14 protein-coding genes are annotated in these 23,566 nt (G+C 71.1%); 9 read left to right on the top strand and 5 right to left on the bottom strand.

Annotated elements, in window-relative coordinates; translation table 11 throughout:
• Positions 1-11 precede the first annotated feature (11 nt).
• Positions 12-5,855, bottom strand: coding sequence for a hypothetical protein (locus D7Y13_RS48590; protein ID WP_158620269.1), 5,844 nt, complete (start codon positions 5,853-5,855; stop codon positions 12-14).
• A 163-nt stretch (positions 5,856-6,018) separates the two neighbouring features.
• Here D7Y13_RS48590 and D7Y13_RS03930 point away from each other — a divergent pair, with 163 nt between their 5' ends.
• Positions 6,019-6,519, top strand: a complete 501-nt coding sequence (locus tag D7Y13_RS03930) for a GNAT family N-acetyltransferase (protein ID WP_120582335.1) — start codon at positions 6,019-6,021, stop codon at positions 6,517-6,519.
• Between the two features lie 3 nt (positions 6,520-6,522).
• Here the strand turns inward: D7Y13_RS03930 and D7Y13_RS03925 are convergent, their stop codons facing one another.
• Complete coding sequence (locus D7Y13_RS03925; protein WP_244222312.1) at positions 6,523-6,903, bottom strand: hypothetical protein; 381 nt, start codon at positions 6,901-6,903, stop codon at positions 6,523-6,525.
• 1,042 nt (positions 6,904-7,945) lie between these two features.
• Here D7Y13_RS03925 and D7Y13_RS03915 point away from each other — a divergent pair.
• Positions 7,946-8,686: an endonuclease III domain-containing protein gene (locus D7Y13_RS03915; RefSeq protein WP_233595293.1), complete on the top strand. Its 741-nt coding sequence runs from the start codon at positions 7,946-7,948 to the stop codon at positions 8,684-8,686.
• A 6-nt stretch (positions 8,687-8,692) separates the two neighbouring features.
• Here the strand turns inward: D7Y13_RS03915 and D7Y13_RS03910 are convergent, their stop codons facing one another.
• Positions 8,693-9,964 carry a phospholipase D-like domain-containing protein gene (locus D7Y13_RS03910; protein ID WP_120531365.1) on the bottom strand — a complete coding sequence of 424 codons (1,272 nt, stop codon included), beginning with the start codon at positions 9,962-9,964 and terminating at the stop codon, positions 8,693-8,695.
• A 145-nt stretch (positions 9,965-10,109) separates the two neighbouring features.
• Between D7Y13_RS03910 and D7Y13_RS03905 the strand changes: the two genes are divergently transcribed.
• The 6 genes from D7Y13_RS03905 (at position 10,110) to D7Y13_RS03875 (ending at position 18,300) form a co-directional block, all read left to right on the top strand.
• Positions 10,110-12,524: an acyl-CoA dehydrogenase family protein gene (locus tag D7Y13_RS03905; protein ID WP_120531366.1), complete on the top strand. Its 2,415-nt coding sequence runs from the start codon at positions 10,110-10,112 to the stop codon at positions 12,522-12,524.
• Positions 12,521-13,036 carry an ester cyclase gene (locus tag D7Y13_RS03900; RefSeq protein ID WP_120531367.1) on the top strand — a complete coding sequence of 172 codons (516 nt, stop codon included), beginning with the start codon at positions 12,521-12,523 and terminating at the stop codon, positions 13,034-13,036. Before D7Y13_RS03905 ends, D7Y13_RS03900 begins: the two co-directional genes overlap by 4 nt.
• A 56-nt stretch (positions 13,037-13,092) precedes the next feature.
• The gene (locus D7Y13_RS03895) at positions 13,093-14,208 is read left to right on the top strand and encodes a serine hydrolase domain-containing protein (RefSeq protein ID WP_233595294.1); all 1,116 of its coding nucleotides are present in this window, start codon (positions 13,093-13,095) and stop codon (positions 14,206-14,208) included.
• A gap of 53 nt (positions 14,209-14,261) precedes the next feature.
• Positions 14,262-15,680, top strand: a complete 1,419-nt coding sequence (locus D7Y13_RS03890) for an MBL fold metallo-hydrolase (protein ID WP_233595295.1) — start codon at positions 14,262-14,264, stop codon at positions 15,678-15,680.
• Positions 15,681-15,773: 93 nt separating this feature from the next.
• Complete coding sequence (locus D7Y13_RS03880; RefSeq protein ID WP_120531368.1) at positions 15,774-16,223, top strand: DUF3293 domain-containing protein; 450 nt, start codon at positions 15,774-15,776, stop codon at positions 16,221-16,223.
• 163 nt (positions 16,224-16,386) lie between these two features.
• Positions 16,387-18,300, top strand: a complete 1,914-nt coding sequence (locus tag D7Y13_RS03875) for a bifunctional metallophosphatase/5'-nucleotidase (RefSeq protein WP_120582337.1) — start codon at positions 16,387-16,389, stop codon at positions 18,298-18,300.
• Between the two features lie 12 nt (positions 18,301-18,312).
• Here the strand turns inward: D7Y13_RS03875 and D7Y13_RS03870 are convergent, their stop codons facing one another.
• Together D7Y13_RS03870 and clpP are read right to left on the bottom strand one after the other, a co-directional pair.
• Complete coding sequence (locus D7Y13_RS03870) at positions 18,313-18,636, bottom strand: hypothetical protein (protein ID WP_233595296.1); 324 nt, start codon at positions 18,634-18,636, stop codon at positions 18,313-18,315.
• Between the two features lie 212 nt (positions 18,637-18,848).
• On the bottom strand, positions 18,849-19,445 hold the full coding sequence (gene clpP, locus D7Y13_RS03865) for an ATP-dependent Clp endopeptidase proteolytic subunit ClpP (protein WP_120531371.1): 597 nt from the start codon (positions 19,443-19,445) through the stop codon (positions 18,849-18,851).
• A gap of 182 nt (positions 19,446-19,627) precedes the next feature.
• On the opposite strand from clpP, the gene D7Y13_RS03860 reads away from it, so the two are divergent.
• Positions 19,628-23,458, top strand: a complete 3,831-nt coding sequence (locus D7Y13_RS03860) for an ELWxxDGT repeat protein (RefSeq protein ID WP_158620270.1) — start codon at positions 19,628-19,630, stop codon at positions 23,456-23,458.
• Positions 23,459-23,566: the final 108 nt, after the last annotated feature.

Raw genomic sequence — 23,566 nt, 5'->3', positions numbered from 1 at the left:
TCAAACAGCGATCATCCCTCCCAGGTCGCGAGCAGGTCTCGCACCCGGGCGTACCTCTGGAGCAGGGCAGCGCGGTGGGCGCTGAGCACCACCATGAAACCCACCACCAGCAGGCCCAGCAGCGACAGGAACGCGGCGCCCACGCGGTGGTCGCGCATGCCGAAGCGCACCAGGTTGGCGGCCACCGCCGTCACCAGGAACCCCGAGCCCAGGTACACGTAGGAGCGGATCCGCAGCGCGATGCCCGCGCCCACGCCCACGAGGCAGAGGAAGACGCACAGGATCATCGCCTCGCCGTCGTTGAACAACAGCGGCTTCCACGCCCCCGCCACGTAGATGCACGTCACCGCCACGGCGCGCAGCTGCGCGTAGGCATCCTGCGACAGCCCGCCCCGGAACACGCGCAACAGCGCCAGCACGGACAGGCCCGCGGGGATGGCGTAGTGCTGCGGCTCGCCGGCGCCGGTGCCCAGCCACACGAAGAACAGCGCCAGGTTGAAGGCCGCGACGGACATCAGCGACGCGGGCCCCTTCTCCTTCGAGGCCGAGGCGAGCGCCGCGAAGTGCGCCGCGTAGCCCACGAGCAGCGCCACCGCCACGAAGGGCTGGCCCCACGGCAGCGACAGCAGGCCCGCCAGCGGGAACCACCACGCGCCCGCGATGGCAGGACGGCGGAAGGCCTTGAGGCCCGCGCCTTCGCGCCGCACGAACAGGTACAGGCCGATGAAGACCGCGCCCCCGATGAGCGACGCCAGACTGTCCGCCGAGCCGAGGCTCGCGTTCACGCCCAGCACCCGCACGCAGAGGTAGCCCGTCGCCACCAGCGCCTGCGCCATCCACGCGGCGGCTTCGTCCTCGTCCTTCGCCGCGCGGCGCACCAGGGCGAAGAGCAGGATGACCAGCCCGCCGCACGCCACCCACGCCTCGCGCGACGCACCGTCCGGGCCGCGCACCGTCAGCACGCCCAGCAGCACCTCCGCCAGCGCGAGGCCCGCGAAGGCACGGCCCATGCGACCGCGCACCTTCGGGCCCGCCACCGACAGCACCAGCGTGGCGAGCAGCGCGGTCGCCGCGCCGAAGTACGGGAAGATGAACTCCGCGCCCCGGCCGGTGGAGTACACCGCGCCGAAGTGCACGATGAAGGCGTGCACGGCGAAGAGGGACGCGGACCAGCCCACCCACTCGCGCTCACGGCGGCGCGCCACCACCGTCCACGCGGTGGCCAGGCCGAAGAGCACGCACAGCGGCATGCCCGGGTGCTTCAGGCTCCGCAGGCTGCCCAGCGACAGGAGCGCCAGCACCGCGCCACCGTGATGCAGCGCCGAGCCCACCGCCACGCCGCGGACATCCAGCCCGAAGCCCACCAGCGCCAGCACCAGCCCCACGCCGGCCAGCACCGCGGGCGTCCACAGCGGCGGCACCGCGGCGACCAGCACCGCGCCCAGCAGCGCCGTGGCCCCGTTCATCATCAGGCGCTCGCGCGTCACCATCAGCACCAGCGACGTCAGCCCCGCCACCAGCGCCACCGACAGGGGCAACGCCCCCGGCCCCGCGTCCATCAGCCGCAAGCCCACCAGCAGGGCCGCCACGCCAGCGCCGCCCACCCACAGGGGCTCGCTCCACGTGCCCTCGATGCCCGGCGACAGGCGCGCCGCGGCGTTCGTCAGCGCGCGCTGCACGGCGCCGGACTGGCACAGGGCGGACAGCACGGCGGCGACCAGCGCCACGCCCGCCACGAGCAGGCCCGCCTCCGGACGCCACTCGCCCACCGCGAACGAGGCCGTCTGACCCAGCGGCGCGAGCGCGAACGCGCCCACCGCAGCGGTGAGCAGCCAGCGCTGGGACAACAGGAAGGCCGCCGCCAGCAGCACCGCGCCGGACGCGGTCAGCGCACCGGGTGTCGGCGCGGTGAGGACGGAGATCAGCGTCACGCACAGGGCCCCGCCCACGGCGGTGGGGCGCAGCGCTTCATCGCGCGGGCCCCGGAAGAAGGCCGCCAGCGCGTCCGGGACGTGGTGCGACGCCAGGGCGAGAGCCAGGAGAAGGACGGTGGCGAAGGGCCGCGCCTCCGGAATGAACATCAGGAGCACGGAGGCGACGCCCACGCGGAGCGACGGCCGGGGACCCGGCAGCAGCACCAGCGCGAGCGCGGAGACCAGGGCCGTGCGCTGGCCCACGTCCGGCACCAGCAGCGACAGCGCGCCCAGGCCCGCGACCGCCAGTTGCATCCACTTCGACATCGACTGGCGCGGGGCTTCGTCATGCGAGCGCAGGAGCCACGAGGCCGCGGACGGCACGTGCTCCACGACGCGCACGAGCAGCAGCGGATAGAGCGGCAGCAGCGCGACCCACGCGGGGGGATGCATCACGGCCGCGATGGACAGCATGCCGTAGGGCACCATGAGCGCCGCGGCGAAGGGCTGGCGCAGCGTGCGCGTCCACAGCAGGGGAAGCAGCGCCGGCCCCATGAGCGCGAAGAGCGTGGCGTGAGGAAGCCGGGCCAGCGCATGGCCGTTCCAGCACACCGTGGAGGCGCCCAGCACCACCATCGCGGCCAGCGTGGAGACCAGGGAGAAGGACTCGCCGCCCGTGGCGATGCGCCGCACGGCGGGCACGTCGTCCAGCAGGGCCAGGACGCTGAGGAACGTGGCCAGCCCCAAGAGCGCCAGCGGACCGGCCGTGTACAGCGCGACGCCCGCCTCGATGGTGGCCATCAGCAGGCCCAGCGTGGGAGGCAGCGCGCGCGTGGTGAGCAGCGCCGCCAGCGCCGCGCCCAGCAGGAACAGGGTCTGCTGGCCCGGGCCCGCCATCTCCGCCGGCACCAGCGGCAGGAGGAGCGCGAGGATGCCCGCGGTGACGGTGCTCGCGCTGCGGCCCTTGCGCGCGGCCACCACGGAGGCCAGGAGCGACGCCGCGATGAGCAGGACCAGCGACACGGCCGGCGGCAGGCCCCACGCCGAATAGAAGGACAGGTCCGGCAGCAGCGAGATGCCCACGAGCACGACCGCGAACGGCCGCGCGTCCGGGAAGCTGCGCGAAGCCACCGCCATCGTCGCGGCGGCGGTGAGGAGCACGGGCCCCAGGAAGGGCTGCTGGCTCATCAACCCCCACAGCACGGCGCTCCCCGCGTACAGCAGGGCCGGCACGCCCAGGCGTTTGAGCAGACCGCCGCGCTCGCCCAGGAGCGCGAGCACCAGCGAACCGCCCACCATCGCCGCGAGCGCCGCCTGCGTGGAGTGGACGGAGCCGAGCTTCGGCAGGAGGGCCACCGCGAGGAAGGCACCGAAGGCCAGGTAGCCTTCGTGGCGCAGCCGGTACGCGGCCAGCAGCACGCCCGCGCTGCCCAGCGCCATGCCCACGACAGGGGCGGTGACGGGAGACGACCCCACCCCGATGGCGAATCCGCACGTCGCGAGGACACCGACCACCGTGCCCAGGAAGCGCTGCGTGCGCGCATCCTCCAGGCGCCACACGAGGAGCGCGAGCCCCAGCGCCAGCGCGCCGGCCACCACCGTCGCGGGCCCTGGCCCGAAGGCGATGACACCGGAGAACGGCAGCAGGGCGAGGAGCACCGAGCCGACCGCGGTCAGCGGGAAGCGCTTGAAGAGCAGGCCCGCGCCCAGCGACAGCATGCCCAGGGCGAGCGTGGCGAAGAAGGCCGGGCGCGCGTCGGTGCCCAGGTGTCCGTAGAGCGCGAACGCCGGCGCGGCCCAGGTGGTGGCGCGCAGCAGCACATCCGCGAGGCCCAGGTCGCGCTCGTCACCGGTGCGCTCGCCGCGACGCTGGACGCGGTAGGCGAGCACCAGCCCCGCGAGCACGAAGGGAATCGCGGTCAGCGCGCCGTACTGGAAGGGCAGCACCTCCGAGGGCGGATAGCCCAGGCGCGCCTTGAGGGCGTTGAGCAGGAGCGTGGCCGCGTGCGGAATGAGCTGCACGCTGGACGCATAGGAGAGGTAGGCGCCGAAGTACGCCGGGTAGAGCCACTTCAGGCGAGCCACGGTGCCGCGCGACAGGGACACCAGCGTGCCGGTGAAGATGGCGGCGGTGAGGAAGAGGGCCGGCTGGGTGCCGCTGATGGCGGCCGCGAGGCAGGCCACCTGGAGCGCCACGGTGCCGACCGCCAGCGAGTCGGCGGAGCGCTCGGTTTCGAGCGTGCGGAAGCCCAGACAGGTGGCGAGCAGGAAGGCGACGAAAGGTGCGTAGGTGCCGGCGGGAACGGGCGCACCCGCGGAGGCAAGGGCCAGGTGCAACCGGATGGCGAACAGCGCCGTGAGGTACAGGGGCGCGGTGAGCGCGAACGCGAGCGCATCTCCCTTGCGCTGCGGGGTGACGGTCTTGCGAGACAGCAGGAAGAAGAGGAGGCACGGCAGGGCGTTGAGCCACACCGCCGGAGCGCCGATCCGCGCGGCCAGGGGCGCGAGGCCCATGATGAGCGTGGCGCCGACGAGGCCCACCTGGATGAACGGACGCGAAGGGGCGTCGAAGGACTCGGCGGGTTTGCGCGCGAGGAACGCGGCGACGCCGGCCCAGACGAAGAGCAGCGGCACGAGCAGCGCGGGGTGCACGCCGTCAAGCTGGAGGGACTCACCGAACCCCATGGGCCCCAGCGCGACGCCGCCCAGCGGGGCCACGGCGGAACCGATGAGGCCGAGGATGTGGCCCGGCTTGCGCAGGGATTCGCGGCGCGAGAGGAAGCCGCCCCACACGGAGAAGCCGACGGAGTAGCCCACGGTCATCACGAAGACGGTGAGCGAGCGGGTGACGGACGTCATCCCGGCCCAGGACTCGAAGACGAAGTAGAGCGTGCCGGAGAGGATGAGGAACGCGCCGATGAACCACGCGATGCTCTCGTAGAGGAACGGCCGCCAGACGCGGCTCCATGCCGAAGTCTCCTCGACGAGGCGCGCGGTGCGGCTGCGCGGCGCGGGCGGATCCATGAACGGCTCGCCCGGGTTCGGAGGCAGCGGGCGGGACGCAGGAGCGCGGGCCGCGTTCATCGGCCGGGCGTTGGCGCCCACGGGCGGGCGGGCGGCGTTCGGACCGGGTGCGCCCGTGGGGCCGGGCTTCGCGACGTGAGGAAGGCCGGAGACCGGGGTGGCGACTCCCAGGGATGCGGCGACATCGAGCCGGGAGAAGTGAACGGAGGAGGAACCCGCGGCGGGTGTTGCCCCCGTGTTCGGGAGGGCGTGCGCCGCGGAGTTGGCCGCGTCGGTGTGGGCGAAGGAGGCGGATGCGTCGGAAGAGGCAGAGGCGGCTGCGTCGGTGAGGGCGTGAGCAGCGGCAACGTCGGCGGGCGTGTGAGCAGCGGCTGCGTCGATGAAAGCGTGAGCGGCGACACCCGAGGCATCGACGGAGGCGTGAGCGGCATCGGCGACAACGTTGGCCTCCACTGCCATGCCGTGCGCGACGTGCGCCTCGGAAGCGACGGCGGAAACATTCTCTTCGGCTACGTGCGCATCCGAAGCAGTGACCGCCACGGAGGCATCAGCCTCCGGGCCGTTGGACGCAACGAACGCCACGGGACCGACGGCGAAGGCACCCTCCCCCATCCTCGGGGTGACGGCCTCGCTCCGGACCGCCTCCGCGTCCGGCGCGGACGTCAGCGACTCGGCGGGCGTCTCGGTGAGGACGGAGAGGAGGACGCGGGCCTGTCGCTCGTAGCGCTCGGTGAGCAGGCGGCGCACGTGGGATGGCACATCGGAGGCATCCCAGCGCGGCACCTCGTCCAGGAGGAAGTGGACGTGCGCGAGTTCGGCCTCGATGGCGGACCGGGCTCGGGCGGACAGATGGGTGCCGCAGAGAACGCACTGGCGGGCACTTCCCAGGCGTTCCTGACGACAGGCAGGGCAGTACATGGAACTTCCCCCTCTACAACGGACGTGCCACGCAGAATGCCCTGGAAGGGCGCGGGATTGAAATCCACCGGGGTGCGGTGGGCGGGTGGCACCTGTGCAGATCGCTGCACACGTGCACACCCGACGCTGGCCGCCGGGAACGACTCATGGGACCGTGGAGGTCATGAGCACGGACCTGACGTTGCGGCCCATCGAGGCCCGGGATGACGCGGCGGTGGCGGCGGTCATCCGAGCGGTGATGCCGGAGTTCGGAGCGGACGGTCCGGGCTTCGCCATCCACGACCCCGAAGTGGACGCGATGAGCGCGGCCTACACCCGGCCCCGACACGCCTATTTCGTCGTCGAACATGAGGGTCGGGTGGTGGGAGGCGGAGGCATCGCGCCGCTGGACGGGGGCGCGCCGGACGTCTGCGAACTGCGCAAGATGTACTTCCTGCCACAGGCCCGGGGCCACGGTGTGGGCGAGCGCTTGTTGAGACACTGTCTGGAGTTCGCGCGCGGCGCCGGTTATCGCCAGTGCTACCTGGAGACGCTGGCCGGCATGGCGCAGGCCCAGAAGCTCTACCAGCGCCTCGGCTTCGAAACCCTCTGCGCCCCCATGGGCCGCACCGGGCACTTCGGCTGTGACCGCTGGTACGCGCTGGACCTCACCAAGGGTGCCTGACCGCTACGGCATGAAGGCACGTCGCGCGAGGATCTTCCCCTCGGGAGACACCGCGTACAGCTCGAACCAGTCGAACTCCAGGCTGCTGCCCACGGGCCATCCACATCGGTCGATGCGTCGATCGATGCGGACAAAATAGACCCCGCCCTCCTGCCCCACCACCACATCCAGCGAGCGAGCAGACGACTCGCAAGCGCCCGCATCCTGTTTGGGGAAGCTGGCCAGCACACGTTGAAGCACGGCATGGGCGGCCAGGACCGCCGGACCGTCCAAGGTCGCAAGTGGCTGCAAGTCGGTGGGCCACTGGATGCCTGCGTCCGCGCCCGTCAGTGTCACAACGCCCCCCCCATCCTGCTTCACCGCGACCCCGGCATCGGGACGCATGGGGGGGCTTCCGCCGTCCGCCACGAGCGACACCAGGACAAGGACGTGATGGGGCTTCAGCAAACAGCACCTCTCCAGCAGGAACGATGAATCGGCATCATCGGGGGTAGCACTTCGGAGGAGGAAGGGTCGAGCCCAGGTTCCTGGGAGGTGCGGGTTCACACCGGGTTTCGAACTGCCATTGCCGCGCTGAGTCGCTCCACCGGAAAACCTCTCCCGCGAAGTTCCATTTCAGGAACCGAGGCGCCTCCGCGTGTCCTGTCGCCAGCCAGGCCCAGGCGGGAATGGGCCTCCCACGGGCATCTCGGGCAGGTTTTCCACCAGGCGATACCGCGTACTCGATCATCGTCCAGCGGGCCTCTCCCACCTTGACCGCTGGAAACACCAAAAGGTCGGCACTGCTCATATCCGTGCCGCAAGGATGGTTGTGAGCGAAGCCGAAGATCGCCATGTCGCCGCCAAAGTCCTTGTCGGTGACACCTCCCATCGGAGGCTGACACGCGCCTCGCTCACCCATCTGCTTGCGAACGGGCCAGGAGACCCGCCAGTCCTGTGGCGTCCGATAGACGGCGAGGCAATATTCGGTCGCATCAGGTCGAGGCTGTCCCGTGTTCGCGTCACAGGCATCCACGGCTCCCGGGAGAGCCAACATCGCCTGGAGCGCGGGCAGCATCAGATCATCTGGAATGACACCCATGTCCGCGTAGACCACGGGCACGTCCGGATGCTCCCAGGGACCAGGAGCGACAATCAGCCTCGGGTTCTGCTCCAGTCGAGGCAGCTCACTGCTCAAGAAGTAGCGCCTGGAGCTTGCGCACGCGAACGCCAGGAAGAGAAGCAACGGCCCTCCCATCAGAGCCATGCCTCCCCAGGGCCCAAGCTTCATTCTCGAAGTGACGATCAAGGCATCCACCGGGTGGTACGAAGCCCGCATGTCATCACGGAGGGTGGCTCCCTGTCCGCTCACCAAACAAGGGAGCTAGCAGGAACACGCGGCGAGTAGCCTCCACCAGACCCAACTTGTCAGGTCAGGAGGCCCCGCATGGCGGACAAACCCACGACAGCCCCACGCCGCGCGCCCCGCGCCCAGAGCGCACGCACCGCGCACGCGGCCCAGACAGACAAGCTCCCGCTCGACATCGAGGAGGTCCTGCGCCGCATCCGCCACGAGGTGCGCTCCTTCGCCGACGCCGCGATGTTCGAACTCGCCGCCAAGGGCCACGGCTCCCTCTTCGAGCAGCTCATCGCGTGCATCCTCTCCATCCGCACGCTCGATGAAGTCAGCCTGCCCGCGTCCCTGCGCCTCTTGAGCCGCGCGCCCACCCCGGACGCCCTGGCCCGCCTCACGCCCCAGGACATCGACGCGCTCATCCAGCCCGTCACCTTCCACGAAGCCAAGGCGTATCAAGTCCACGCCATCGCCGTGCGCACGCGCGACGAATTCCACGGCCAGCTCCCCGCAGACGCGGCCATCCTCCAGTCCTTCAAGGGCGTGGGCCCCAAGTGCGCGCACCTGGCCCTGGGCATCGCGTGCGGCCACGAGGTCATCAGCGTGGACATCCACGTCCACCGCATCACCAACCGCTGGGGCTACGTGAAGGCCAGCACGCCGGAGCGCACGCTCGCCGCGCTTGAAGCCGTGCTCCCCCGCCCCTACTGGGTGGAACTCAACCGGCTCCTCGTCCCCTTCGGCAAGCACGTGTGCACCGGCTCCCGCCCGAAGTGCTCCACCTGTCCCGTGCTCCCCTACTGCCGGCAGGAGGGCGTCACCTCCCACCGGTAGCTGCGCCTACCGGTCATGCCCCGCGAACTGCGTGGCCCGCCGCGCGAACCTCCGCCATGGATTCGTCCGCCCGCCGTTCTGCAGCGTGATCTCCTTCGAGTGCCGGACGTCCTTCTCCCAGCACCCCTCCAGCTTCGCGGCGATCTCCTTGTCCTCGAACACCAACGACCCTTCGCTCAACTTGTTGAGCGACAGCGCATCCAGGTTCGTGGAGCCCACCACGCACAGCCAGTCATCCACGAGCATCGTCTTCGAGTGCAGCATCGCAGGCTGGTACTCCCAGATGCGCACCCCCGCCGCCAAGAGCCGCTCGTAGGTGGACCGCTGTGACGCGCGCACCACCGGCACGTCGTGGTGCGGCCCCGGCCCCAGCACGCGCACGTCCACGCCCTGCCGGACCTTCACCTCCAACTGCTCCAGGATGTCGTTGGGCGGCGTGAAGTACGCATTGGCGATCCACAACCGCTTCGTCGCCGCGGCCACCACCAGCCGCACCATCCGCTCCGCCTCCGTGATGCCCAGCCGCCCGGAGCTTTCGATGAACGCCGCGCACCCGCCGCCGTCCGCCTTCAACTCCGGGAACGCCTCGCGCGGCAGCAGCCCGCCGCCGGACTCCTGCCAGTGCTTGGCGAAGGTGACCTGGAAGCGCCGGACCTCCGGGCCCTCCACGCGGATGTGCGTGTCGCGCCAGTTGTCCTCCTTCAGCCCGTCGCCCTCCCACACCTTCCAGATGCCGAAGCCGCCCGTGTACGCGACGCGCCCGTCCACCACGACGATCTTCTGGTGTGAACGCCCCAGCAGCCGGCCCAGCACCTTGCCCGCGAGCAGCCGGTAGTAGTGCACCTCCACGCCCGCGTCGGTGAGCCGCTTCTCCACCTTCTGGTCGAAGTCCTTGTCCCCGGTGGTCTCCTCGCTGCCCACCGGATCCACCACCACGCGGCACTGCACCCCCGCGCGCGAGCGCTCGGTGAGCGCTTCCACGAAACGGTCCGACAGCTCACACGGCCGCCAGATGTAGATGAGCATGTGGACGCTGTGCTTCGCCGCGCGGATGTCCTCCAACATCCGGTCGAAGACCTCGCTGTTCTCCAGCAGGTGCACCCGGTGCCCCGGCGACAGGCCCACGCCCGTGGACTGGTAGAGCGCGAAGGAGAAGCCCTCCGGACCGGGCGGCAGCTCGAACGGTCCCTGCATCTCGTGCTTGCGGTTCGTACCGTCCCCATCGAACCCATGGGCCCCCGGCTGGGGCAGCAGTTCCACATCCTGGAGCTCGCTCATGGGCTGCAACGTAGGAACGGACAAGCCCCCAGGGCAGTCCACCGCCCGTTTCCTCGGCCGCAAGGTGAACAGGACCCCATTCCGTCGTTGCCGCCACCTTCCACCATGGCGAGACTGCGCCCGTTCCCTCGCCTGGAGAGATTTCATGCTCGATGCCACCTCGCGTCCCTCCGCCCGGGAGCTGCTCTCGCAGTCGGGCCTCGCCCCCCTCATCCCCATGCTCTACGTCGCCTGGACGGACGGCGAGCTGACGGCCGAGGAGCTTCGCGCCCTGGGCACCGCCGCCCGCGCCCAGCCCTGGCTGAACCTCAAGGCCAGCAGCGTCCTGGCCCTCTGGGTGGATCCGCTGCGTCCGCCCTCGCCCCGCGAGCTGTCCCTGGTGCGCGACCACATCCGCGCCACCGCCGAACGGCTGGCCACCAGCAACCAGCAGAACCTCGCGGAGCTGGGCGTGCAGTTGGCCCAGGTGCTCGCCGGCGAGGCGCCGCTCGACGTGCCCGTGGCGGAGCTCGCCCAGGCCCTGCACGCGCTGGAGGCCACGCTGGGCGTGGACGGCAAGGAGGCGGTGCGCTCCCTGATGCCCCACGCGTCGCGCGCCCCCTACGCCGAGGCGCGCTCGCACACGGCGTCCTTCGACCCCGCGGCGATGACCGACGTGCTGGAGCGCACCTACCGCGACGTGCGCAAGCAGGTGCGCGGTTGGTTGGAGGACGCGGACTTCCGCTACAAGGAAGGGCTGGACACCGACGCGTACCGCGACCAGGTGTTCGACTGGCTCAAGCACCTGGCCAACGACGGGCTGGGCCAGCTCGCCTTCCCCAAGGGGCGCGAGGGCGGCGCGGACCTGGGCGCGTTCATCGCCGCCTTCGAGACGATGGCCTTCTTCGACCTGAGCCTCGTCATCAAGGCGGGCGTCCACTTCGGCCTGTTCGGCTCCAGCATCCTGTTCCTGGGCACGAAGCGGCACCACCAGCAGTACCTGCCGCAGGTCGCGACCCTGGAGCTGCCCGGCTGCTTCGCGATGAGCGAGCTGGGCCACGGCTCCAACGTGCGCGACTGCGAGACGGTGGCCCGCTACGACGCGGACACGCGCGAGTTCGTCATCGACACGCCGTCGGAGACCGCTCGCAAGGAGTGGATTGGCAACGCCGCCCGGCACGCGCGCATGGCCACCGTGTTCGCGCAGCTGGAGGTGGACGGCGAGCGGCTGGGCGTGCACGCACTGCTCGTTCCGCTGCGCGACACGCACGGCAAGGTGCTCAAGGGCATCCGCATCGAGGACTGCGGCGAGAAGATGGGCCTCAACGGCGTGGACAACGGCCGGCTGTGGTTCACGAACGTGCGCGTGCCACGCGAGAACCTGTTGGACCGCTATGGCCAGGTGACGGAGGCCGGCGAATACACCAGCTCCATCACCGGCGACTCCAAGCGCTTCTTCACCATGCTGGGCGCGCTCGTGGCGGGTCGGGTGAGCGTGGCGTGCGCTTCCTTGAGCGCGGCCAAGAGCGCGCTGACCATCGCCGTGCGCTACGGCGACCTGCGCCGCCAGTTCGGCCCCACCGGTTCGCGCGAGGTGCGCCTGCTGGACCACCAGTCGCACCAACTGCGCCTGCTGCCGCTGGTCGCCAAGGCGTACGCGCTGGACTTCGCGCTGGAGCACCTGGTGGACCGCTACGTCCACCGCACGGAGGACGACGCGCGCGAAGTGGAGGCGCTGGCCGCGGGCCTCAAGGCCTACGCGTCGTGGAACGCCACCGCCACGGTGCAGGAGTCGCGCGAGGCGTGCGGCGGCCAGGGCTACCTCACCGCGAACCGGCTGCCGTCCCTCAAGGCGGACACCGACGTGTTCACCACCTTCGAAGGGGACAACACCGTCCTCATGCAGCTGGTGGCCAAGGGCCTGCTCACGGGCTACCGCCAGCGCTTCGAGGACGACCGCGTCTTCGCGGTGCTCAAGCTCATCGTGGACCGCGCGGCCCTGGTGGTGACGGACAGGAACCCCATCGCGGGCCGGCGCACCGACAGCGACCACCTGCGCGACAGCGACTTCCACCTGCGCGCGCTGAGGTTCCGCGAGGAGGAGATCCTCTCCTCGGTGTCCAAGCGCATCCGCAAGCGGCTCACCGCGGGCGTGGAGGCGTTCGAGGCCTTCAACCAGGTGCAGACCCACCTGCTGGCCCTGGCGCACGCGAGCGTGGAGCGCATCGTGTTGGAGCAGTTCCTGCTGGGCGTGGCGGCGGTGAAGGACGAAGCGCTCAAGCCGGTGCTGGGGCGGCTGGCGGACCTGTTCGGCCTCTCCTGCCTGGAGTCCGCCAGCGGCTGGTTCCTGGAGCACGGCTGGCTGGAGGCGCCCAAGGCGAAGGCCATCCGCAAGGAGCGCGTGAAGCTGTGCGCGGAGCTGCGGCCGGACGCGGTGGGGCTGGTGGACGCGTTCGGCATTCCCGACGCGTGCCTCGCGGCCCCCATCGGGCTGGGACGGCTGGCGCCCGGCGGTGAACGCTTCGACGACGTGGCGGCTGACGGCGCCCCCACGGGCTCGGCAGACTCGCGCGCGACATGAGGACACGTGCGTGGTGGGTGGTGCTGGGGCTCCTGGGGATGACCGGCTGCGCGGCGGTGTCCCCGGCGGAGCGGGCCCAACGGGTGAGCGCGGACAACAAGGAGCGCGCGCGCCTGTTCACCGAGGAGGTCTACAACCAGAAGCGCCTGGACCGAATCCCGGAGTACGTCGCGGCCGACTACGTGGACCGCTCGGAGGACGCGCCCGCGCAGCTCCGGGGCCCGGAGGTGGTGCGCACCCAGGCCCAGGCCGGCTTCGCGCTCTTCCCGGACCTGCGCTTTGAACTGCTCCACGTCCTCGCGGAGGACGACTGGGTGCTGGTGCGCTGGCGCGCGGTGGGCACCGACGCCCAGGGCCCCGTGGACGACGACGGCAGGCCGCCCTCGGTGACGCTCCACGGGGACTCCCTCTACCGGCTGCGCGACGGACGCTTCGTGGAGTCGTGGGACCTCACCGACCGGCTCTCACCGCTGCTCCAGCGGGGCTACAAGGTCGTGCCGCCGACGCCCTGACGAAACCTTTTCGCGGAGCACGGGTTGAAGGGGACTCCATCTCCTGGAGGCCCCTGGTGCTGAACATCCGAGCGTTGCTGCTGCTGGCCCTCACCCTGACCGCGTGTGGAGAAGCGTCCTCTTCCCCGGACGACCACCCGACGCCGCCGGACGCGGGCGTGCTGGATGCCGGGACCGTGGATCCCTTCGCGAAGGTGAATGCCATGGTCGCGGAGAGCGTGGCGGACGCGGGCGTACCGGGGGTGACGCTCGCGGTGTACGACGCGCAGGACCGGCGCGTCTTCGTGAAGAGCTACGGCGACTTCGCGCCGGACCGCCGGGTGGCCATCGCCTCCGCGTCCAAGATGGCATCGGGCCTGGCCCTGTTCCGGCTGGTGGACGCGGGCGTGCTGTCCCTGGACTCCACGACGGGCGAGGTGCTTGGGTGGACGGGGCCCCAGGCGGGCATCACCCTGCGCCACCTGCTGTCCTTCACGTCCGGCCTGGAGCCGAACCACCCCTGCACCGTGCAGATGGGGGGCACGCTCGCGCAGTGCGTGGAGGCCATCGCGGCTGGTACGCCCGTGGCGCCTCCCGGCACGCGCTTCGACTACGGCTCCGCCCACCTGCACGTCGCCGCGCGCATGGCGGAAGTGCGCACCGGCAAGCCCTGGCAGGACATCTTCGACGAGCAGGTGAAGACGCCGCTGGGGCTGACGAGCGCGGAGCTCGCCTACTACACCTTCCCGCGCAACACGCTGGGCACCAGCAACCCGCTCATCGCGGGCGGCCTGCGCTCCACGATGGACGAGTACGCGAAGCTGCTGGGCGTCGTGTACCACCGGGGCACCGTGGGGGGCGTGCCGTTCGCGTCCGCCTCGCTCTTCGACGCGCAGTCGCGCGAGCCGTATGACGTCGTCATCGGCAGCTCGCCCATGGTGGACGGGGGGCTGACGTACCACTACGGCCTCACCGCGTGGCTGGAGTGCGACACGCCCTCCACGGGCTGCGCGGTCGTGTCGTCGCCCGGGGCGTTCGGATTCACCCCCTGGGTGGACCGCGACAGCGGCTACTACGCCATCCTGGGCATGCAGTTGGAGGCGACGAACGAGGAGCGGGTGGGCGCCTTCTCCGTGGGATTGGAGCAGCGGTTGCGCCCGGAGATCCGCGCCGCGGTCGCGGCGACCCCGTAGGAACTCGCCGCTTCCCATTGACACCTGCGCACCAGACCCATCAGGGTCCGGGCATGAAGATGAACGCCGGGCCCATCCGGGCCGCAGACAAGGCCCGCCAGAGCGCCTTCCGCACGGCCTTTCCGCCCCACGGCCCCCAGGGTTCATCCTGGGGTAGCAAGCTGCTGCGAGTGTTCGGGTGGGCGCTCGTGCTGCTGGTCGCCTTCCTGCTCGTCGTCGTCTTCGATGGCTGGGAGTCCTTCGGCCGGGGCGCGGACGGCGCGCGGCGCGAGCGGATGGAGAAGTCTCCGCAGTGGAAGGACGGAGGCTTCGTCAACCCGCAGCCCATCCTCAACCACTGGGAAGAGTCCCTGTCGGCCATGTTCAATTCGAGCCCCGACAGCGCGCCCCAGACGCCGCTGACGGTGCCGCCCATCGATCCGAAGCGCTTCGCCACGCCTCCGCCGGGCGGGCTGCGCGTCACCTGGCTGGGGCACTCGTCCACGCTGGTGGAGGTGGACGGGCACCGCGTGCTCACGGATCCGCTGTGGGGCGAGCGCACCTCGCCGCTCGGGTGGATTGGCCCCAAGCGCTGGTTCCCCGCGCCCATCGCGCTCAGCGACCTGCCGCCCATCGACGCGGTGGTCATCTCCCACGACCACTACGACCACCTGGACTTCGCGACCATCCGCGCGATGAAGGACTGGAACACCACCTTCGTCGTGCCGTTGGGCATTGGCGCGCACCTGGAGTACTGGGGCGTGCCCGCGGAGCGCATCGTGGAGCTGGACTGGTGGGAGCGCACGCGCGTGAAGGGGCTGGACATCGTGTGCACGCCCGCGCGGCATGCGTCGGGCCGCTTCCTCCAGCAGAACAAGACGCTGTGGGCGGGCTGGGCGCTCGTGGGCTCCCAACACCGCGTCTATTACTCGGGCGACACCGGCCTGTTCCCCGCGATGGAGGAGATTGGCGCGAAGCTGGGGCCCTTCGACATGACGATGATTGAGACGGGCCAGTACGGCGCGGGCTGGCCGGACTGGCACCTGGGGCCGGAGCAGGCCGTGCTCGCGCACCGGCTGGTGCGCGGCCGGTTGATGCTGCCGGTGCACTGGGGGCTCGTCACGCTGGCGACCCACTCGTGGACGGAGCCCATGGAGCGCTCGCTGGCGGCGGCGAAGCAGGACGGGGTGAGCGTCACCTCGCCCCGGCTGGGACAGGACTTCCTCGCGCAGGCACCTCCCACGGAGCGCTGGTGGCCGGAAGTGCCGTGGCGGACCGCGCAGCAGGACCCCATCGTGGCCAGCCAGATTCCGCCCGAGCTCCTCGTGGGGCATCCGGCCCTGCCGCTCCTCGCGGCGCCCTCGGCCCCGACCCCGACGACCCCGCAGGCCGCGACGCCGCCCGCCGCGACGCCGCCGACGTCGGCTCCGCAGGGCACCAACCCCGCGCCCACGAGTCCGCAGTCCGCGACCGCACAGGGCACCCAGCCGTAGGCCGCGCGCACAGGCAGCGGATCCGCATGAACAGCCCCGTGGACCGGGGGCCTTCGGGTCGCCGGTGCTCAAGGCATGCCCCCAGGGGCCGCGATGCATGACGAACCGGCGGATCCGCTGCGCAAGGCCTTCGAGTCCACGGGCTACGTCGTGCGCGCGCACCCCCTCGTCGGAGGCGTGAAGCACGTGCTGCGCGTGGGTGCCACGCACCCGCTGCTCGACGCCGCGCTCACCGCGCACGGCCACACGTCCTGGGCCTTCCTCACCGCGTGGAACCCCCACGCGCGGGCGCACGGCTCGCGGACCAACGCGCGGCTCCAGCGCACCTTGCGCGGCCTGCTCGAAGCCCGCGGCCATCACCCCGTGTCCGCCGTGGGCGTGGCGGACGACCGGAGCTGGTTCGAGGAGAGCCTCTTCGTCCCCGGCATGTCGCGCGACGAGGCCCGCCACCTGGGCGGGCTGTTGCGCCAGAAGGCCGTGCTCCAGGGACGCGTGGGCGGCGTCGCGGAGCTGCTGTGGTGCCAGGCGTCCGCCCTCCCTTGAACCCGCCCCTGCGTGTCGTTCACGTCACATCCAGAGGGCCGGCACCCATTCGGGACCCAGCCCTCACGCGAACGTCATGCGACGGTGCCAGGGTCCCCGCCGTCCGGAGGGGGAGCTCACATCGCGGTCACCCCTCCGCAGTCTGAATCCAGGAGCCGTCCCGATGCAACCTTCTGTTCCCGCCGCGCGTGATGTCGCGCGTCCCAGCGTCTTCCTCCTCGCCGGTGCCTTCGTCACGGGCCTGCTGCTCGTCCTGCACGGAGGCTGCGGCAATCAAGAATGCGTGAACGCCTTCGACTGCGCGGAGCAGGTCACCCCAGACAGCCAGGGCAATGGCTGGACCTGCGTCGAACACGTCTGCCAGCGCGTCACCTTCCCGCCGCCCGCGGAGACCGATGCGGGCACCAGCACCGACGCCGGCACCCGCGACGACGGAGGCAGCGCGGCGACGGTGTCCGTGAAGATCATCGCGTTCAACGACTTCCACGGGCAGTTGGAGCCCGCGGGCGGTACCGGCGGACAGATCATCACGGCCCTGCTGCCGGATGGCGGCGCCGCGGACCGCGTGAACGCGGGCGGCGCCGTGTACTTCGCCCGCCACGTCGCGGACCTGCGCGCGAAGAACCCGAACACGGTGGTGGTCTCCGCCGGTGACCTCATCGGCGCCACGCCGCTGCTCTCCGCCCTCTTCCACGACGAGCCCACCATCGAGGTCATGAACCAGGTGGGCCTGGACCTGGCCGCGGTGGGCAACCACGAGTTCGACGAAGGCGGCTCGGAGCTCCTGCGCATGCAGGCCGGCGGCTGCCACCCGGTGGACGGCTGCCAGGACGGCACCGGCTTCGAGGGCGCGCGGTTCAAGTACCTCGCGGCCAACGTGGCCACCGGCCCGGACCGCACCCTCTTCCCGCGCTACGACGTGCGCACCTTCGAGGGCGTGAAGGTGGCCTTCATCGGCATGACGCTGGAAGGCACGCCGCAGATCGTCACCCCGTCGGGCGTGGCCGGCCTCACCTTCAAGGACGAGGTGGAGACCGTCAACGCGCTGGTGCCGGAGCTGAAGTCCCAGGGCGTGGGCGCCATCGTCATCGTGGTGCACGAGGGCGGAATGCCCGCGCTCGACTCGCTCTACAACGAGTGCAAGGGCATCTCCGGCCCCATCCTGGACATCGCCCAGAAGCTGGACCCCGCCGTGAACGTCATCGTCAGCGGCCACACCCATCAGGCCTACAACTGCTCGCTGAGCGGCAAGCTCGTCACCAGCGCCGCCTCCGTGGGCCGGCTGCTCACGGACATCGACCTGACCCTGGACGCGAAGACGGGCGCCCTGACGCAGGCCCAGGCCCAGAACGTCATCGTCACCCGCACCGTGACGCCGGACCCCACCGTCACCGAACAGGTGGCCCGCTACAAGGGCCTGACGACGCCGCTGGAGAACCGCGTCATCGGCTGGATTGACCAGACGCTCACGCGCGGCGACATCCTGAAGGACCCCACCGGACAGTCCACCATGGGCTTCGTCATCGCGGACGCCCAGTTGGAAGCCACGAAGCCCGCGGGCCAGGGCGGCGCCGTGGTGGCCTTCATGAACCCGGGCGGCGTGCGGACCGACCTCGTGCGCGATGCGGCCAACCCCAGCGACACCGGCGCCATCACCTACGGCGAGGCCTTCACCGTACAGCCCTTCGGCAACAGCCTGGTCACCCTGACGCTCACGGGCGCGCAGATTGAGCGCCTGCTGGAGCAGCAGTTCCGCCCTGGCACCGCCACCCGCATCCTCCACCCGTCCGCGGGCTTCTCGTATGCGTTCAGCGCGGCGGCGCCCCTGGGCTCCAAGGTGGACCCGGCCAGCATCCAGCTCAACGGCGTCACGGTGGATCCCGCCGCCAGCTACCGCGTCACGGTGAACAGCTTCCTCGCGCCGGGCGGCGACGGCTTCACCGTCCTCACGGAGGGCACGAACCTGCTGGGCGGCGCGGTGGATGCCGATGCGCTGGAGGCGTACCTGACGGCGAAGAGCACGGAGGCGAACCCGCTGCCGGCCCCGGCGCTCGACCGCGTCACCCGGCTGCCGTAACCGAGCGGCGCTTCAGCGACCCGAGCCGCCCGTCGCGGGGCTCGCGTCGCTGGGCTGGAAGGTGCTGGAGGTGGGCGGGAACGTGGGCGTGATGTCCAGGCGGCGTGAACCCGTCACGCGCCGCGCCAGCTCATCGAAGTCCAGCTCCAGCAGCTTGCCGGAGCCCTCCTCCGGGAGCGCGAAGCGGATCCGCCAGTAGTTGGGGCTGACGCGCACCGCCTCGCCCTCGCCGCCCTCCGCCAGCAGGACGCCGTTCTGGTGGGCGTACTCCGCGCCAGCGTCGACGACGTTGCGCTCGCCCAGCTCCGCCTGCACGGACGCGGACGAGGGCGGCACGGGCGGACGCCCCGTAGGGCCGGTGGCACAACCAACACCCGCCAGGAGGGCAGGCAGCAGAGCGGCAATCACGAAGCGGGGCGTCATCACCAGACGGTGGTCACGCCAGCGTCAAGCGGCACTGTGGGACAGTTGCGGCTCGTCCGCTCCGCGCGTGCCCGCCTGGAGCGACGGCGCGGGGAGGGCCTCCCCGGCCGCCGGGCCAGCGGCGACTACTTGGGCGTCGGGATGCCCGCGCGCTCCACGACCTCGTCGATGAGGCCGTACTGCCGGGCCTCCTCGGCGCTCATGAAGTAGTCGCGCTCGGTGTCCTTCTCGATGCGCTCGATGGTGTGGCCGGTGTGCTTCACGAACAGGCCATTGAGGTACGTGCGCAGGCGGAGGATCTCCTTGGCCTGGATGTCGATGTCCGTGGCCTGACCCTGCGCGCCACCCAGCGGCTGGTGGATCATGATGCGGCTGTTGGGCAGGGCGTAGCGCTTGCCCTTGGAGCCCGCCAGCAGGAGCAGCGCGCCCGCGGAGGCCGCCTGACCCACGCAGATGGTGGACACGGGGCATTTGACGTACTGCATCGTGTCGTACATCGCGAGCGCCGCGGTGACGGAGCCACCGGGGGAGTTGATGTAGAGGTTGATGCCCTTGTCCGGGTCCTCGGACTCCAGGAACAGGAGCTGGGCGACGATGAGGTTGGCCACATCGTCGTTGATGGGCGTGCCCAGGAGGATGATGCGGTCCTTGAGCAGGCGGCTGTAGAGGTCGTACGCCCGCTCGCCGCGGTGCGTGGTCTCAATGACGAAGGGGACGTTCATGGCCCCCGTACCCTAATCGTCCCCGAGTCCGCGCGCTCCCTCCTTCTTGCCGGAGCGTGCGCTGTCCCACGCTTGGGTGGAGGGGACGGGCTAGAACCCAGGATTCTGGCCCCACTGCGTATGGGAGGGGTACGTCAGGTTGACCCGGGAACATCATGGCTTCGCGGTGGAATGTAGGTGTGGTGTCGGTGTGCATCCTGGCCGCGTGGCTGGGCGTGGGGTGCGAGTCCACCAGCGGGGCCGTGCCCGGGCCCGCCGCGGTGACCTCCGGGCTGGAGGCCGCGCCCTTCCTGGTGGGCGACCTGGCTCCGGGCAACAAGGTACAGCTCCCCTTCGCCCAACCCCTGCACTTCGTGGAGGTGGGGTCGACCGTCTTCTTCACCGCGGAGGACGGACTCCACGGCCGGGAGCTGTGGAAGACGGACGGCACCCGGGAGGGCACGGTCCTGGTGACGGACCTGCTGCCGGGGCTCTGGGGCTCGGAGCCCACGCAGCTCACCCGGATGGGCAACCACCTCTACTTCTCCGCCCGGATGCTCGTCGCCTCCCGCGATGTCCACGGCCTGTGGCGCACGGACGGCACCGCGCAGGGCACCGAGTTGGTGCTGGCCCTGGCCTCGCCCCCGTCGTTCATCACCGAGCATGACGGCGCCCTCTACTTCGAGGCCATGAGCATCAGCAGCCCGTATGGGTTCACGCTGTGGCGGAGCGACGGAACCCCCGCGGGGACCCGGATCCTCAAGGAGGTCGCGTCCGGGGCGCGCTTCGACGCGCCCGCCACCTGGATCGGGGACACGCTCATCTTCCCCTGCTACACGTGGGAGACAGGCCAGGAGCTGTGGAAGACGGATGGCACCCCCGAAGGCACCGTCCTCATCAAGGACGCGGTTCCCGGGCGGGAGCACCTGGCGCCCTACGCGTTCTTCCGGATGGGCGACCGCCTGCTGTTCTGGGGTCTGGTGGCCGGTGGCACCCGGCGCCTGTGGACGAGCGACGGCACCGAGGCGGGCACCGTGCAGTTGGGCACGGTCCTGCCTGACCGCTACGGCACCGGCTACCCACCCATCGCGGTCGTCGGGGACCTCGCCTACTTCAGCGGGTGGGACGCGCAGGGTGGACAGGAGCTGTGGCGGACGGACGGCACGCCCGAGGGCACCGTGCGCGTCATCGACCTCGTTGCCGGCAGCCTGGACAGCGCGCCCCAGTTTCCCACCGCCCACGAAGGGAAGCTCTACTTCCGCGCGAAGGATGCGACGGGCCTGAGCCGGATGTGGCGGTTGGACGCTCCAGGCGTGGCTCCGGTCCAGTTCGCCGGGGTACCCGGTCTGGACCTGGGGCGGGCCCCGATGATGAGCACGCCCGGGGGCCTCTTCTTCCAGGCCTGGGACGGCGACCAACAACAGCTCTGGCGCACGGACGGCACGGAGTCCGGCACCTTCCCCTTCTTCACGATGGCCCCCGGCCTCGATTACAGGGTGCAGCTGTGGGCCTGGGACCGGCTGTTCTTCTCCGCGACGGACGGGGAGCTGCTGATGACGGACGGCACGGCGGAGGGGACGCGGTCCATCCCCAGGCGGTCCGCCATCGAGGCCGGCGCCTTCGACTTCGATAACCCGAACGATGCCGTGGACCTGGACGGCACGCTGTTCTTCACCGCGCCCCAGATCGTCAAGACCGGCACCACGCAGACGCTCGTCCGGACCTTGTGGAGCAGTGACGGCACGGGTGACGGAACGCGGCAGGTGACCGAGACGGCGACGGGCGGGTTCTCGCTGTCTCCCATGCAGCTCATGCCCCTGAATGGACAGCTCCTCTTCCTGACGGGAGGCTCCTCCTCCAGCGACCTGTGGCGACTGGAGGGCTCCACGCGGAAGCTGCAGCGGCTGGGCGGGGCGGCCTTCCCCTCCGGCTCCCGCGGCCTCGTCGCCACCGGGACGCGGGGCTACTTCAGCCAGCGCGGCTACTTCGGGGGATGGGAGCTGTGGACGACGGACGCCACGCTGGAAGGCACGGTGCGGCTGTCCACCGGTCCGGGCACGTCCCCCACCGAAGCACCCCGTTGGCTCACGCCCGGGAACGAGACGCTCTACTTCGCGTGGCGTCAGGCCTATGCGCAGGACTCGCTGTGGAAGAGCGACGGCACCCAGGAGGGCACGGTGATGCTCAAGTCCTTCCGGACCGAGTCGGACTCTTCGGAGGTGCTGGGCTTGCTCCCCGTGGGCCGCCGCGTGTTCCTCCAGATCCGCCTGGGGGGCATCAACCAGCTGTGGGTCACGGAGGGTACGGCGGGGAGCACCCGCTTCCTGGTCACGCTGCCGGGCTCCACGAGCGACTGGGCCGCGGTGGGGGACACCCTGTACCTCTCCCTCGTCGCCAACAACGCCTCGCCCCGCCTGTGGAAGTACGACGGCCAGACGCTGCAGGCCCTCCACGACTTCGGCACCGCCAGCAACACCGCGCGGCCCGGGTCGCTCACCGCGGTGGGCCCGCTGCTGGTGTTCTGGGCGTCGGACGGCGCGAGCGGCTACGAACTCTGGAGGAGTGACGGCACGCCCGGGGGCACCGTGCGGGTGAAGGACCTGAACCCGGGTCCGGTGGGCGCCGTGGCGGTTCCGGAGCGGATGTTCGCGCTGGGTCCCCAGGGGCCCGTCGTCTTCGCCGCGGCGGACGGCGCCTCCGGCATGGAGCTGTGGAAGACGGACGGCACGACCGAAGGCACGGTGCGCGTGGTGGACGTGCTCCCAGGTCCCCACTCCTCGTCGCCCAAGGGGCTGGCGACCGCGGGCCGGCACTTCTTCTTCTCCGCCTGGACCCCGGAAGCCGGGCGCGAGCTGTGGGCCCTTCCCCGCGAGGTCGCGGACACCACGCCGCCCACGCTCACCTGCCCCGGCGCGCAGGAAGCCGAAGCCGTGAGCAGCCAGGGCGCGCCGGTGCGCTATCCGGCGGCGACCGCCGTGGACGCGGAGGATCCGCGCCCCACGGTGCGCATGAGCTACGCGTCCGGCGACACCCTTCCTTTGGGCACCACGGCCGTGCAGGCCCTGGCGCTCGACGACACGGGCAACACCGCCACGTGCACCTTCGACATCACCGTGCGGGACACCACACCGCCCGCGCTCACCTGCCCTCCCGACCTCCGGCGCGAGGCCACCTCCCGGCAGGGCGCCTTCGTGTCCGCCTACGAGGACGCCGTCGCGATGGACACCGTGTCCCGCGTCGCCCTGGACTTCCAACCGCCCGCGTGGGGTGACTTCCCCCTGGGAACCACCCCGGTGCGGATCCGCGCCACCGACGCGAGCGGCAACGCGCGCGAGTGCACCTTCGACGTCATCGTCAGCGACACGCAGGCCCCGACGCTCGCGGCCTGCCCACCGGACCTGAGCCTGGAGGCCACGGGCCCGCAGGGCGCCGTCGCGACCTACACGCTGCCGCTGGCGACGGACGCAGCGTCCCCGACGCGGGTGGAAGCCCTCCCGCCGTCGGGCCACACCTTCGCCTTCGGCAGGACGCCGGTGGCGGTGAAGGCCTACGACAGCTCAGGCAACGAGGACCGGTGCGCCTTCTTCGTCACCGTAAAGGACACCCGCCCGCCCGACCTCGGCTGTCCGCCCAGGCAGGAGCGCGTCACCAACTCCAACCAGGGCGCCGTCGTGGAATGGCCGGAGGCCCAGGCGGAGGACGTCGCGTCCCCGGTGACGCTGAGCTACATCCCCGCGCGCGGCAGCCTGTTCGCGCCGGGCACCACGGCCGTGCGGGCCATCGCCACCGACACGCACGGCAACGCGCGCGAGTGCACCTTCGACGTCACCGTGAAGGTGCGCCCGCCGCCCCCGGTCCGCGTCCCGCCTTCCGACCCGGGCCCGGCTCCGGACACGGACACGGGCGGCTGTCAGCAGGCAGGCGGCGCGGACGCGGGCGTGTGGGGACTGTTCCTGCTCGCGCTGTGGGCCTTCCCGCGCCGCGCACGCGCCAAGGCCGCCGGGATGCACTGTCCCAATGCCAGACGGATTTGATAGGGAAGCCCCAGGTCGCTGGCGGGATGCCGCCAGCCGGTTCCCGAGGGGGCGAACACCATGCGGTGGGAGATGCTGAAAGCAGGGCTGCTGGGGGCTGGATTGTCG

This window comes from Corallococcus praedator, from assembly GCF_003612125.1.
Taxonomy (GTDB): Bacteria; Myxococcota; Myxococcia; order Myxococcales; family Myxococcaceae; genus Corallococcus; species Corallococcus praedator.
Note: the sequence above shows the minus strand (reverse complement) of the source record. Positions and strands in the feature narration are given on the sequence as shown.